The sequence below is a fragment of the Bradyrhizobium sp. MI1.10 genome (assembly GCF_055811035.1).
Genome location: NZ_JBVVPN010000034.1, coordinates 26,798 through 39,865, shown reverse-complemented (window position 1 = coordinate 39,865; position 13,068 = coordinate 26,798). Strand labels below are relative to the sequence as shown.

The window sequence follows — 13,068 nt, the reverse complement described above, 5'->3', positions numbered from 1 at the left end:
TGACGGTGTGGCGCGAGGAAGCCGATTTCCCGGTCGTGCAGACCAGAAGGGCCGGCGCCGATGCATGAGTGCTGGCGCGCGATCAAGGCCGTTCTGCTTCAGGTCCATTCCATCGCGGGCCTCGCGCTCGCGCTGCTACTCGCTGTGATCGCGCTGACCGGTGCGATCATGAGTTTCGAGGACGAGATCGGCGACTATCTGAACCGCGGCATCATGCAGGTCGCGCCGCGCCAGGCAGCGGCGCTGATGCCGGACGAACTGGTTGCGCGCCTGACTGCGGCGCAGGATGTCGGCAAGGTCTCCGCCGTGACGCTAGCAAGTGATCCGTCCGCCGCGGTGCATGTGCGCTTCGCCCGCGACGAACGAGGCGCGCGGCCGTCCTCGCTCTATGTCGATCCCTATGACGCGCGCGTGTTGGGCGCACCGCGCGGCGAAGAGTTTTTCGCGACCGTGCGCAAGCTGCATCGCTGGCTGTTGATTCCCGGCGACGCCAAGGGCTGGGGGCGTCAGATCACGGGCGTGGCCGCGCTCGGCTTGATCGTGATGCTCATCTCGGGCCTCGTGCTGCGCTGGCCGCGGCGTGCAGGCAGCGTGAAGATGTGGCTGAAGCCCAATGTCCGGCTCAGCGGGCGCGGGCTGCATCGGTCGCTGCATGCGGTGATCGGCACCTGGGTCCTGCCGGTCTATCTGGTGATGACGCTCACCGGGCTCTGGTACTCGTTCGACTGGTACAAGGATGGCGTCGTCTGGTTGCTGTCGCGGCCGCAAGTCGCCGCCGCTAAGATGCAGCCCAAGATGCCCACAAAGGCGTCGCGTGCCACCGGCGCCGGCGAGACGGCGCAGCCGATCGGCTTTGATCGCGCGTGGGCCGCCTTCCTGCACGAAGAGGGCAGCCGCTTCTCCAAGGCGTTACTGACGCTGCCCGCCGGTCCGGGCACGGTGATACGGATCCGCTCCTGGGGGAAAGACTCCACCCTCGATACTACCCGCGACGAACTCCGCATCGACGCCGTGACCGGTCAGTTGGTCTCTGCGGAACGCTACGCCGACAAGACGTTCGGCGAGAAGATCATCGCGAATGTGCTCGACATCCACCGCGGTGCGATTCTGGGTTGGCCCGGCAAGCTCGCGTTCATGGTCGCGGCTGCGCTGATGCCGCTGTTCGCGGTCACCGGCGTCCTGCTCTATTTGTCGCGCCGCAGGATGCGGCGCCCTGTGCAGCCGCGGCTCGGCCGGCTCGTGCCGGGCGAGTGAACGGACGAACTGCTTCGACACGGCTTGGGGTCGCCCGGCTGACCTGCCGCCCTCATGTCACTTCGCCTGCATGCGCCGTTCGTCAATGACGATGTCGTTGTTGATGGCGTAGACGAAGCAGCCGCCATCTCGGCCGTTCCGCGCGGGATCGCTGTTGCATTTCGCCAACGCGGAGGTCTGGGCGTCTTTCAGGCTGGGATCCCCTGCCGAGATGAATAGTTTGCCCCAGGGATGGATCGCGATCGCCTTGGTCTCCATGGCCTTGTCGTAGTTCTGCACGTCAGGGCGCTGTCGCGTGATCCGCCGGATGATCGGAATCTGCGACAAGTCGTACTTGCCTGCATAGTGCAGCCGCGGCATGTCTCTCGACGCGAGCTCGCCTTCGGCGACGATTTCCTCGTTGACGGCCAGCAGGGCGCATGGCTTGCCGTAGCGGAGCTGACACGCTTCGAGCGAGCGGTCGCCGGTGACAGACGGGTCTTCATGCTCGCAGGAGCGAAAATAGCTTGCGCGGATGAGCTCCACGGCCTGTCCCTTGTTGGGTTTGCAGGCGAGATAGTCCTTGATCAGCGTGTCGCGAAGCGTTGGGTGTACGGCCGGCGTCGCTGCGGCCATGATCGAGGCCATTGCCCGCTCGAATTGCGATTTGCGTTCGGCATTGGTGAGCGCGGCCATGGCGACGCCCGGAAGCGCCAGAAATATCACCAGGAATTTCAACATTTTCATATTGCGCCCCCCAGACGATTTGGAAACTCTAGCCCCCAAGCGCGGCATACGAAACGATTTTTCAGCGAGGGGCCAGGGCGGGCGCGCCGCCGGGCGGGGCCATGCCCCGGATCGGGCTGGCCAACCGGCCGGCAATCATTCAAGAACCAGTCCCGTTCAAGTCTCCCAAGGTTGCCTACCCCATGAAGCTCACCACCGTCACCCCCGCCGACATTCGCCGCGCGCTGCTGCTTCGCGAGGAGATCGCGCTGCTCGATCTCAGGCACGAGGCTGGTTTCGCGACGGGACATCCATTGTTCGCCGCCAATTTGGCCGCCGATCGGATCGAGATCGAAGCCGAGGTCAGGCTGCCGCGCAAAAATGTGCCGATCGTGCTCTATGACGACGGCGAGGGATTGGTCACTGCCGGCGCCGAGCGGCTGGCCGCGCTCGGCTATACCAACGTCCGCGCGCTCGATGGCGGGCTGAAGGCCTGGCGCGACGCGGGCTATCAGGTGTTCGAGGACGTCAACTCCTACTCAAAAGCCTTTGGCGAGCTGGTCGAATCGCGCAGGCACACGCCGTCGTTCAGTGCCGACGAGGTGGCAAAACTCATCGCGGACAAGGCCAACATCGCCATCATCGACGTTCGCCGCTTCGACGAATATGCCACCATGAACATCCCGGGCTCGGTCAGCGTGCCCGGCGCGGAGCTGGTGCTGCGGGCAGGGCAGGCGGCACCCGATGCCGAGACCACCATCATCGTCAATTGCGCCGGCCGCACCCGCTCGATCATCGGCACCCAATCGCTGATCAATGCCGGCGTGCCGAACAAAGTCCGGGCACTGCGCAACGGCACCATCGGCTGGACGTTGGCGCGGCATACGCTCGACCATGGTGCCGACCGGCGTGGCGCAATCGGACCGTTCGAGGGCGGCCCGGCCAATGCGCGCGACGTCGCCTATCGCGCCGGTGTCCGCCATATCGGCGCGAGCGAGATGACTTCGCTTGTCGCGCAGGCCGATCGCACGCTCTATCGCTTCGACGTGCGTGACGCGGAGGAATATGCCGCAGGTCATCTCCCGGGGTTTCGCCACTATCCTGGCGGCCAGCTCGTCCAGGAGACCGATATGGCAGCACCAGTGCGCGGCGCGCGCATCGTGCTGACCGACGACAGGGGCGTCCGCGCCGACATGACGGCGTCCTGGCTCGCGCAGATGGGCTGGGAGGTCTATGTGCGGGAAGGCGGCTATGACGGCGCACTCGAAATCGGTCCGCCGCACGTCCTGCCCAAGCCCGACCCAGCCCACCGCTACCGCCGCCCCTATGAGGGCACCGGCGTCGACGAGCGCGCGATGCAGGCCTATCTCGACTGGGAGTATGGTCTGGTCGATCAGTTGCGGCTTGACGGAACGCACGGGTTTTATGTGATCTGACGACCGCTCCGCCATCTTCTCCCCGTATCCGAACCCTATTGTGCTGCGCATCCCCCGCGGTCTATGAGCTGCGGCGAAGCTGTGACCCACGGAGATTTCATGCCAGTCCCAGGCCAAAGCCCTGAGCGGAGCGCGAAGGCGCTGCTGCTCGAAGGCGTCAACGACAGCGCCGTGGACCTGTTCAGAACGGCGGGTTTCACCAATGTCGAGCGCCTGACCAAGGCGCTGGACGGCGAGGATTTGCGGCGGGCGCTCAAGGGCGTGTCGCTGCTCGGCATTCGCTCGCGCACCCAGATCACCGATGAGGTGCTGGAAGCAGCCGACCAGCTTCTCGCCGTCGGCTGCTTCAGCGTCGGTACCAACCAGGTCGATCTGCTGGCGGCGCGCAAGCGCGGCATTCCGGTGTTCAACGCGCCGTTCTCGAACACGCGGAGCGTCGCCGAGCTCGTGATCGGCGAGATCGTGATGCTGCTGCGGCGCATCTTCCCGCGCTCGGTGTCGGCCCATGAGGGCGGCTGGGACAAGTCGGCGACCGGTAGCCGCGAAGTGCGCGGCCGCACCCTTGGCATCATCGGCTACGGCAATATCGGCTCGCAGCTCTCGACGCTGGCCGAAGCGATCGGCATGCGCGTGATCTATTTCGACCGCACCGACAAGCTCCGCCACGGCAACACCGAGCCGGTCGAGAAGCTGGAAGAGCTGCTGGCGCAGAGCGACGTCGTCAGCCTGCACGTGCCGGAGACGCCGGAGACCGCCGGGATGATCGGTGAGAAGGAGCTGCGGGCGATGAAGCCCGGCTCCCTCCTGATCAACAACAGCCGCGGCACCGTCGTCGATCTCGATGCGCTGGCGGGGGCTCTGCGCGACGGTCATCTCGCGGGTGCCGCCATCGACGTGTTTCCGGTCGAGCCGTCCTCGAATTCGGACCGCTTCAAGAGCCCGGTGCAGGGCCTCGGCAATGTCATCCTCACGCCGCATATCGGCGGCTCGACCGAGGAGGCGCAGGAGCGCATCGGCGGCGAGGTGGCGCGCAAGCTGGTTGACTTTTTCATCACCGGCTCGACCACGGGGGCGGTGAATTTTCCGGAGGTGCAGTTGCATCTGCGTCCCTCCGGCGCGCGCTTCAGCCACGTCCATCGCAACGTGCCCGGCATGCTGCGCCGGCTCAACGAGGTCTTCCTCCAGCGCGACATCAACATCGCCGCGCAGTATCTGGAGACCTCGGGCGACCTCGGTTACGTCGTGCTCGATGCCGACCTCGGCGGCCAGGATTCAGGCGCGCTGCTGCAGCAGATCCGCAGCCTCGAGGGGACCGTCGGCGCGCGGCTGGTGTTTGAGCACTAGCACTGCATTGACGACCGGCCGCAGGGCGCCTTGAATGCGGCCTTCTGGCGGAACGAACAGAAACTCAGGGGGAAACGATGGCGCAAATCCATGTGACACTGTGCGCATTGCTGGTGGGCGCAGCGGGCGTGCTCGGCGCGAATTCGGCTTCAGCGGCGACGCTGGCCGAGGATGCGGACACCGTCTGCAAGGGCCTCGTCGGCGGCATCGACGCCGTGAAGATCGATTCGGCGACGTTGCTGGCGCCGTCGCAGCTTGCCGTCGCCGAACGCGGCCCGACGCCGTCGCAGCGCGTCACGCCCGCCAATCCCGGCTTCTGCAAGCTGCTCGGCCATATCGATCCCAGCGATCCCAAGGCGCCGCCGATCAAATTTCAGGTCAATCTGCCCGTCGAATGGAACGGCCGCTCGCTGCAATATGGCGGCGGCGGATTCAACGGCGTGCTGATCACGGGCCTGACGCTGCCGCCGGCCTATCCCTTCGACAAGCCGTCGCCGCTCGCGCGCGGCTTCGTCACCTACGGCACCGATTCCGGTCATGAGTCCAAGCCGGGCGAACCGCCGCAGCTGTTCGCGCTCAACGACGAAGCCTTCGAGAATTTCGCCCATCGCGCCTACAAGAAGGTGCGCGATGCCGCCGTCACGCTGATGCAGCGCGCCTACGGCAAGAGACCTGAGAAGATGTACTTCATGGGTTCGTCCGAAGGCGGCCGCGAAGGCCTCACCATGGCACAGCGCTATCCTGACGATTTCGACGGCATCTTTGCTCGCGTGCCTGTCATCAACTGGGTCGGCCTTCAGCATGCCGGCACGCGTTCCGGGCTCGTGACCATGGGTGACGGCTGGATCAACCCGGCGCAGGTGAAGCTTGTGGGCGATGCCGTGCGCGCGGCTTGCGACAAGGCCGATGGCTCCGATGACGCGCTGGTGCAGGATCCCGTTTCATGCAAGGCGGCATTCAAGGCGGAGACGCTGCGTTGCGCGAGCGGCAAGACCGGCGATCAGTGCCTCACCGACGCACAGATCAAGGCAATCGAGACCCTGCATGCGACCTACAAATTCCCGTTCGCGCTTGCCAATGGCCTCGACGACTATCCGGGCTGGGGCGTGTCGGGCGAGGACACGCCGGCGGTTGGCCCGACCGGCGGCTGGGTCGCGTGGTGGCTCGGCACGGCGCCCCCGGCGCAGCCACCCACGCCCAATAACGGCATCGCCTGGATCTACGGTGCCGGCGGCATCCAATATGTGTTCGCGCGCGATCCCAAGCTCGACGTGACGACGTACAAGCCCGAACAGCACAAGGCGCGGCTGCTCGAGGTCTCCAGCCTGATGGATTCCACCGACCCCGATCTCAGCCGCTTCCGCGCTCGCGGCGGCCGGCTGATCATGCTCGAGCACATGGCGGACTACGCGCAGAGCCCCTATGCCGGCATCCGTTATTTCGAGAACGTCGAACGTAAGCTCGGCAAGGCCGAGACGGCTGAATTCGCGCGGCTCTACACCGCGCCCGGCGTCGACCATGTCGGATCCGGCGCGCCGGCCGATGTCGACATGCTGAGCGCGCTGGTCGACTGGGTCGAAAAGGGCAAGGCGCCCGGCGATTTGGAAGTCGCCGAGCAGAAGGTCGAGGCGCCGTCGTTTGCGACGCTTCGCGCGCTGCCGCTGTGCCGCTGGCCGGCCTGGCCGCACTACAAGAGCGGCCCGCTGACGGAGGCGTCGAGCTTCATGTGCGCTCCGTAGCAGGCGCACCACGTCGGAGGAAGCGTCACCCGGTGGCCATTGCCTGCGCGCCGCCGAGCAGCTGCGCGTTAAGCCGGCCGCCGGAGAACAGCATGTCGTCGAGGGCTTCGTCGATATCGGCGGAGACCACGGTGTTGCCGCCGTCCCGCGCAATGCTTCCTTGCGCCAGCCGCCGCATCAGCTCCTTGATGAAGGCGCAACTCGTGCCGTCGCTACGCCGGGCAGCCTCTGCGATGACCGCCTCGTCGAGCGGCAGTCCCTTGCCGTAGAGCCGGACCAGCTTGCCGCGGCCGGTCTCGTTGGGTAGCGGCACTTCGATGGCTTGGTCGATGCGGCCGGGGCGACCCGCGAGAGCACCTTCGAGGTCCTCCGGCCGGTTGGTGGTCAGGACGAACAGGATGTCGGCATCTTCCTTCAGCCCGTCCATCTCGTTGAGCAGCTTGTTCAGCATGGATTCCTCACACGGCCCCATGTCATCGCGGTCACGGGCGATGAGATCGACATCCTCGATCACCACCATCGACGGCTGGAGCAGCCGTGCCAGGCTCATAGAGGCGCCGAGCAGACCGATCTGTTCGGCCGTGATGATCAGCGTCGTATGCCCGGGCAAATGCGTTGCGAGATAGCGGATCGTGTGGGTCTTGCCGGTGCCCGGCGGGCCGTACAGCAAGATGCCTTTGCGGGTCGATTGGCCCAACCGGCGCAATTGGTCTCGGGTGTTGACGAAGGTCAGAACGTTGCGATCGAGCAGCCGCAGGGTCTGCTCCGGCAGGATCACCTCGTCGCGCGACACCTGCGGCAAGCGATGCACCGTGATGCCGCGCGAGCGACCGCGATAGTCGGAGTCCGCATCGAGCGACAGGATCTTGCCGCGATAGGTCCGCGCAGCCTGTACGGCTTCTTCCAATTCACTGAAGCATTGCTGGACCAGAGCCGCGCCTGCGGAACCTGAAGGCACCAGGATCTCGATTCGAATTCCGGGCTCGCGACTGTATTCGCGGTGTGCGCAGAGCAAAACCGCATAGCGGAGATGATCCTGCTCACACAGCCATAGTCCGTTATCCAGACACTTGACCGGGCTCTTCTCGCCTACGTCGACGTCGGAATATTGCAGCGGGGCAATCGCGATCGCATAGCGGCCCTCCTTGAGCAGCCGTGGAATCGACAGCGTTTCGTAGCGCTGCTCCTCGTTCAATCCCACCAGCCGGATGGCCTTGCCGAAGAGCCGGTCGACCGCGGCTTGAAGATCGACCCGCATATGGCCGGGAAATTGGCGGATCGTGGTCACGAGTTTGCTGCGCGCGGTGCTGGCAAGGTGCCAATCGAGAACGTCGCAAGCAAAGTCGAAATCTTCCTCTTGTTCGTTCGAGGGCTCATCCGCCGCACGCATGCAGTCGCTGCACAGCCAGACCGTGCGGTCGCCGATACGCACGTCCATCTGTCCCTCAGGCTTCCCGCAGAGTTCGCAAGGAGTCTTGACGGCCTCAAGCGTGACCTGCAGTCGATGGCCGGCCAGGCCGATCGATTGTTGCGCAGATTTGAAAAGGGCTTCGGCAACCGATTGAGGGTAAGGTCCGCAAACCGCCTTTTCCTTCTGCTCGATCTGAGTGATCAGCGCGGTCGCTTCACGATCTGATTTGCCGAAGACCTGCCGAAGCAGATCCATCACGAATTGGTCCGGCGTATCATCGTCATTATGAATTACGAGCTGGGTCGGCTGGTTCTCGCCACGCATACTGTTCATCACGAAAGGTCTCCGGGACAATCTATGATTGAATAGAACGAATAGGGAACACAAAAAGAAGCGACCGTCAAGCGGGGCGGCGGCGACTAATTGCGATTGGTGGCTGAGGTCCTGGTGCGCTGGTGCGGCCCTGTTCCTCGACGACTGCCGCGGCACATCGACCTAGCCGCCGCTCTTTGACAATCTGAACCGCTTCGACTATCTATTTCGCATGCGAAATAAAGAAGCCGGCGCGGGGCATCATCGGCTGATCTACCTGTTGAGCGTTGCGCAGCGGCGCTTGCAGCGCTGGATGGCCGCGCAGCCTTCGAGCGAGGTCACGCCGGCGCAGGCAGGACTCCTGTTCATCCTCGGCAAGCGGGACGGTGTGCTGATGGGCGAGGCGGGCACGGCGCTCGATCTGGGGCCGGCCGGCATCTCCGGCCTCGTCGATCGCACGGCGGCTGCAAGATTGATCGAGCGACGGGCCGATCGCGAGGACGGGCGCGCCTGGCGTATCTGGCTGACGCCGAAGGGCCGTGCAGCGCTCGCACAGGCAAAGGCCAACGCGGCACAGGTCAACGCTGCCTTGACGGACGGATTCACCGGTGCGGAGATCGATATCGTCGCGCGCTGGCTGACGAGCATTCAGGACAAGTTTCCAAGAGAACTTCCAACAGAGCCTTTGAGAGATCCAGAGGAATAGAGGAGAGACCGATGACCGAGCACGTCCGGATCGAGAACGACGGCGGAATTCTTACGCTCACGCTGGCGCGCCCCGACAAGAAGAACGCACTGACGGATGCGATGTACGGCAAGCTTGCCGATGCCATCGAATCCGCCGAGTCCGATGCGTTGGCCCGCGTGATCCTGATCCGCGGCGAAGGCGACATGTTCACTGCCGGCAACGACGTCGGCGAATTCGCCGCAGTCGCAGCGGGCAAGTCGGAAGGAAGCCGCAACGTGGTGGGCTTCATCCAGTCGCTGGCGCGCTGCACCCGGCCCTTGGTTGCCGCGGTGCAGGGCCGCGCCGTCGGCGTCGGCGCCACGATGCTGCTGCATTGCGACCTCGTCGTACTGGCCGACAACGCGCAATTGTCGACTCCCTTCGTCAGCCTGGCGCTGGTGCCGGAAGCCGCCTCCAGTCTGCTGATGCCGGCCCGCATCGGCTATGCGCGGGCTTACGAGATGTTCGCGCTGGGCGAGACGGTGCCGGCCAAATCCGCGCTGGAATGGGGGCTCGCCAACCGCGTGGTGCCGCTCGACAAGCTCGATGCCGAGGCGCTCGCGCTGGCGCAGCGTCTTGCCCGTCAGCCGGCCGGCGCGCTCACCGCCACCAAGAAGCTGATGCGCAATGGCGAGGCGCTGGTCGCGCAGATGAATGCCGAAGGCGAGCAGTTCGGACTGCGCCTGCGCACCGCCGAGGCGCGCGAGGCCTTCACGGCGTTCGCGGAACGCCGCCCGCCGGATTTCACCAAGGTTGCGTGATGGCCGGGGCCGGGGCTCCTTGGGCCGGAAACTCACGCCCATTCGATTAAAACCTTAACGGAACATTGGCATGTCGCGGGGCAAGGTGGTGCCCGAAGAATAGGCCCCCGACCTCAGGCCCCCGACACCATGGCAATGTTTAAGAAATCGGTAAGTTCGCTTCTCCTGACCTTGATGGCCCTGCTGGCCGCGGGTGCGCTGGCCTCTACGGCGATCCAGATGGTTGGGGCGTTCGGCCGCTATAGCGACAGCCTGGAGACCGCGCGGCTCGCCGCCGCCGACAAGGCGATCTTCCAGGGCGTGCTGGCGCTGCGCCACAATCGCGGCGATGCGCAGAGCGCAATCCTCGGCGAGGACGACCCGCGGGCAAAACTCGGCGAGGTGGAAAAGGCTGAGCAGGGAGGTTACGACGCGATTGGCGCTGCGCTCGCCACCGTCGATTTCGCCCGCCGCGACGAACTCGCTGGCACATTGAAGCAGGGCTGGAGCGCCGCCTCGCCGCAATTCCAGCTGTTCTACGATGAAGCCAAGCGCCCGCGCGCGGAGCGCAAGATCGAGCGCACCAACTCCTGGTATGATGCCGTCACCAAGGTGATCGACACGGCCAATCTCGCCTCCACCGCGGTCTCGAACCGTGCCTGGATGAACGACCCCTTCATCGCCCGCATGATCCAGGTTCGGCGCTTCGCCTGGCAGGTGCGCGATCGTTATGGAATCCATTGTTCGTCCCTTCGTTCCAACGTCAACGCCAGCAAGCCGCTCGATGACGCTCAGAAGCGGTCAGTGGCGCAATGGGATGGCACGATCGCCTCCGGCTGGGCGGGCATGGCCGAGTTGCTGGCTGCGCCGGACGTGGCGGCAGAGCTGGTGACGGCAGCGACGGACGCAAAGGCCACGACCGACGGTGCCCTCAAGCAGATCGGCGACCTCACGAAAAATTTTGACGGCAGCGGCAAGCCCGCGATGCCCGCCGCGGAATGGAATACGCTGTGTCAGTCACCCTTCGCGTCCATCGTCGCGGTGGCGAACAAGGCGCTCGACCAGTCGATCGTCCGGGCGGAAACGGTGCAGGCCAAGGCGCTCACCAATCTCGTCGTACAGTCGCTCGCGTTCCTGCTCGCGCTGGCCGTGACCCTGGCCGGCGTGTACGTGGTCCGCAACCGCCTCATGCGCCCGGTGCGCGCCATTGTGGACGCCATCGCCAAGATCAGCGCCCGCGACTACGCAACGCCCGTCCCGCAATCCAGGTATCCCGACGAGTTCGGCACCATGGCGGCCGCACTCGAAAGCCTGCGCGAGAGCGCGGCGACCGCGGAACGCCTGGGCCGGGAGCGCGAAGCGCAGCAGGCGCTCCAGCTCGCCCGCTCCGGCACCGTCGATGCGGCTTGCCGCAGTTTCGACGACACCGTGCAAGCCGTCATTCACAGCGTTGCGGCCTCGACGAAGGAACTCGATGCCACCGCGACCGACGTGCGCTCGCTGGTTACGGAATCGAGCAGCCAGACCGCGGCGGTCTCGTCCTCCGCCGAACAGGCCACCAACAATCTCGAGACCATCGCGGCCGCGACCGAAGAACTCTCGGCGTCCGTCGGCGAGATCTCCGCGCAGGTGCAGGCCAGCGCCCGCGAGGCCCGCGAGGCCGTGTCGCAGGCAGCGCAGACCAATGCGACGGTCGAGATCCTCGATCAGACCGCTGGCCGCATCGGCGAGGTCGTGAAGATGATCAACGCCATCGCAGGGCAGACCAATCTCCTGGCGTTGAACGCCACCATCGAAGCCGCGCGCGCGGGCGAGGCCGGCCGCGGCTTCGCCGTGGTTGCCGGCGAGGTCAAGAGCCTCGCCTCGCAGACGGCGACGGCGACGGAAGAGATCTCCCGCCAGGTCGCGGAGATCCAGGGCGCGACGGGCCAGGCGGTCACTGCCATCCGCGCGATCGGCGGCGCGATCAGCGGCATCGACGAGAAGATGACGGCGATCGCCGCCGCCGTCGAACAGCAGCGCGCGGCCACCACCGAGATCTCCCGCAACTTCCAGCAGGCCGCGCAGGGAACCCGCGAGGTCACCGACACCATCGGCAGCGTCGCCAGGCTCAACCAGGAGACAGGCAATGCCGGTTCGGTCCTGTCGGTGTCCGTGACGAAAATGTCCGCCGATGCCGATCGTCTCCGCGTCGCGGTCGAGGGCTTTTTGGGCGCGGTGAGGACCGCATAGCTTCGACAATCTTCCGTCCCTACGTCGCGCGATCGGCATTGCCGCCGATGCGCGCGGCGGGTACATCTGTGACGCTGCGCGAGCGTCGCGGCAGATGTAAGAGATATCAGGGATGGAGAGTTCGATGCCGGTCACGCCTCAACACAAGGCCCAGCGCCCCTATCGCGGCGTGTTCCCGGTCGCGCCCACCATCTTCGACGAGCGCGGCGAGCTCGACCTCGAGGGACAGCGCCGCTGCATCGATTTCATGATCGACGCAGGCTCGAACGGTCTGTGCATTCTCGCGAATTTTTCCGAACAGTTCGTGCTCACGGACGCCGAGCGCGAGACCGTGATGCATGCAGTGCTGGAGCATGTCGCGGGCCGGGTTCCCGTGATCGTCACCACCACGCATTTCAGCTCGGCCGTCTGCGCCGCGCGGAGCCAGCAGGCCGAGGCGGCCGGTGCCGCCATGGTGATGGTCATGCCGCCCTATCACGGCGCGACCTTCCGCGTGCCCGAGAAAGGCGTGGTCGAATTCTTCAAGGTGCTGTCGGGCGCAATCAAGATTCCGATCATGATCCAGGATGCGCCCGTCGCCGGCACGCCGCTGTCGGTCGAGCTGCTCGCGCGGCTGGCGCGCGATTTCTCCAACATCCGCTATTTCAAGATCGAGGTGCCGGGCGCGGCTGCAAAGCTGCGTAGCCTGATCGAGGCGGGCGGCAGCGATATCGAAGGTCCCTGGGACGGCGAGGAAGCGATCACGCTGCTCGCCGATCTCGATGCAGGCGCCACCGGCGCGATGACCGGCGGCGGCTATCCCGACGGCATCCGCCAGATTGTCGATCCCTACTTCGCCGGCAAGCGTGAAGAGGCGAAGGCCTCCTACGAACGCTGGCTGCCGCTGATCAATTACGAAAACCGCCAATGCGGCCTGATCGCCTGCAAGGCGATGATGCAGGCCGGCGGCGTGATCAAGTCGGACACGGTGCGGCATCCGCTCCAGCCGCTGCACCCGGCGACGCGGGCCGGGCTGCTGGAGTTGGCCAAGGAGCGCGATGCGCTGGCGCTGCGGTGGGGGAAGTAGCCTCTGCCGGCGTCCTGGACAAGCGCGCCCGAAGGTTATGTGTTCCGCCTCCCGTGCGCGATTGCGCACTAGGCCGGGACGACACTGAGTGTGAGGCGCGCT

At 65.5% G+C, this 13,068-nt stretch carries 10 protein-coding genes; 8 read left to right on the top strand and 2 right to left on the bottom strand.

Features of this window, described 5'->3' with window-relative positions:
• The first annotated feature begins 60 nt into the window (after positions 1-60).
• Positions 61-1,254 (top strand): PepSY-associated TM helix domain-containing protein, encoded by a 1,194-nt coding sequence (locus AC0L3K_RS29320; RefSeq protein WP_473367344.1) that lies wholly within the window; start codon positions 61-63, stop codon positions 1,252-1,254.
• A gap of 57 nt (positions 1,255-1,311) precedes the next feature.
• On the opposite strand, the gene AC0L3K_RS29315 is transcribed toward AC0L3K_RS29320, so the two are convergent.
• Complete coding sequence (locus tag AC0L3K_RS29315) at positions 1,312-1,980, bottom strand: hypothetical protein (RefSeq protein WP_354199995.1); 669 nt, start codon at positions 1,978-1,980, stop codon at positions 1,312-1,314.
• Between the two features lie 182 nt (positions 1,981-2,162).
• Here AC0L3K_RS29315 and AC0L3K_RS29310 point away from each other — a divergent pair, with 182 nt between their 5' ends.
• The 3 genes from AC0L3K_RS29310 (at position 2,163) to AC0L3K_RS29300 (ending at position 6,478) form a co-directional block, all read left to right on the top strand.
• Positions 2,163-3,395, top strand: coding sequence for a rhodanese-like domain-containing protein (locus AC0L3K_RS29310; protein ID WP_354199994.1), 1,233 nt, complete (start codon positions 2,163-2,165; stop codon positions 3,393-3,395).
• A 99-nt stretch (positions 3,396-3,494) separates the two neighbouring features.
• Entirely contained in the window at positions 3,495-4,739 is a 1,245-nt protein-coding gene (serA, locus tag AC0L3K_RS29305) for a phosphoglycerate dehydrogenase (protein WP_007597639.1), read from the top strand.
• A gap of 77 nt (positions 4,740-4,816) precedes the next feature.
• Positions 4,817-6,478: a tannase/feruloyl esterase family alpha/beta hydrolase gene (locus AC0L3K_RS29300; RefSeq protein WP_473367343.1), complete on the top strand. Its 1,662-nt coding sequence runs from the start codon at positions 4,817-4,819 to the stop codon at positions 6,476-6,478.
• A gap of 25 nt (positions 6,479-6,503) precedes the next feature.
• On the opposite strand, the gene AC0L3K_RS29295 is transcribed toward AC0L3K_RS29300, so the two are convergent.
• Complete coding sequence (locus AC0L3K_RS29295; protein ID WP_473367350.1) at positions 6,504-8,222, bottom strand: ATP-dependent Clp protease adaptor ClpS; 1,719 nt, start codon at positions 8,220-8,222, stop codon at positions 6,504-6,506.
• Positions 8,223-8,433: 211 nt separating this feature from the next.
• Between AC0L3K_RS29295 and AC0L3K_RS29290 the strand changes: the two genes are divergently transcribed.
• From AC0L3K_RS29290 to AC0L3K_RS29275, 4 genes are all read left to right on the top strand, one after another.
• A complete protein-coding gene (locus AC0L3K_RS29290; RefSeq protein WP_473367342.1) occupies positions 8,434-8,907 on the top strand; it encodes a MarR family winged helix-turn-helix transcriptional regulator in 474 nt (157 codons plus the stop codon).
• An 11-nt stretch (positions 8,908-8,918) separates the two neighbouring features.
• On the top strand, positions 8,919-9,689 hold the full coding sequence (locus AC0L3K_RS29285; RefSeq protein WP_473367341.1) for an enoyl-CoA hydratase: 771 nt from the start codon (positions 8,919-8,921) through the stop codon (positions 9,687-9,689).
• 129 nt (positions 9,690-9,818) lie between these two features.
• On the top strand, positions 9,819-11,900 hold the full coding sequence (locus AC0L3K_RS29280; protein WP_007597630.1) for a methyl-accepting chemotaxis protein: 2,082 nt from the start codon (positions 9,819-9,821) through the stop codon (positions 11,898-11,900).
• A gap of 124 nt (positions 11,901-12,024) precedes the next feature.
• On the top strand, positions 12,025-12,966 hold the full coding sequence (locus tag AC0L3K_RS29275; RefSeq protein WP_007597629.1) for a dihydrodipicolinate synthase family protein: 942 nt from the start codon (positions 12,025-12,027) through the stop codon (positions 12,964-12,966).
• Positions 12,967-13,068 lie beyond the last annotated feature (102 nt).

Bases quoted from the DNA above. Each gene is read 5' to 3' on its own strand.
- AC0L3K_RS29320 (WP_473367344.1), top strand. From the start codon at position 61: ATGCATGAGTGCTGGCGCGCGATCAAGGCCGTTCTGCTTCAGGTCCAT.
- AC0L3K_RS29315 (WP_354199995.1), bottom strand. From the start codon at position 1,980: ATGAAAATGTTGAAATTCCTGGTGATATTTCTGGCGCTTCCGGGCGTC.
- AC0L3K_RS29310 (WP_354199994.1), top strand. From the start codon at position 2,163: ATGAAGCTCACCACCGTCACCCCCGCCGACATTCGCCGCGCGCTGCTG.
- serA (WP_007597639.1), top strand. From the start codon at position 3,495: ATGCCAGTCCCAGGCCAAAGCCCTGAGCGGAGCGCGAAGGCGCTGCTG.
- AC0L3K_RS29300 (WP_473367343.1), top strand. From the start codon at position 4,817: ATGGCGCAAATCCATGTGACACTGTGCGCATTGCTGGTGGGCGCAGCG.
- AC0L3K_RS29295 (WP_473367350.1), bottom strand. From the start codon at position 8,222: ATGAACAGTATGCGTGGCGAGAACCAGCCGACCCAGCTCGTAATTCAT.
- AC0L3K_RS29290 (WP_473367342.1), top strand. From the start codon at position 8,434: ATGCGAAATAAAGAAGCCGGCGCGGGGCATCATCGGCTGATCTACCTG.
- AC0L3K_RS29285 (WP_473367341.1), top strand. From the start codon at position 8,919: ATGACCGAGCACGTCCGGATCGAGAACGACGGCGGAATTCTTACGCTC.
- AC0L3K_RS29280 (WP_007597630.1), top strand. From the start codon at position 9,819: ATGGCAATGTTTAAGAAATCGGTAAGTTCGCTTCTCCTGACCTTGATG.
- AC0L3K_RS29275 (WP_007597629.1), top strand. From the start codon at position 12,025: ATGCCGGTCACGCCTCAACACAAGGCCCAGCGCCCCTATCGCGGCGTG.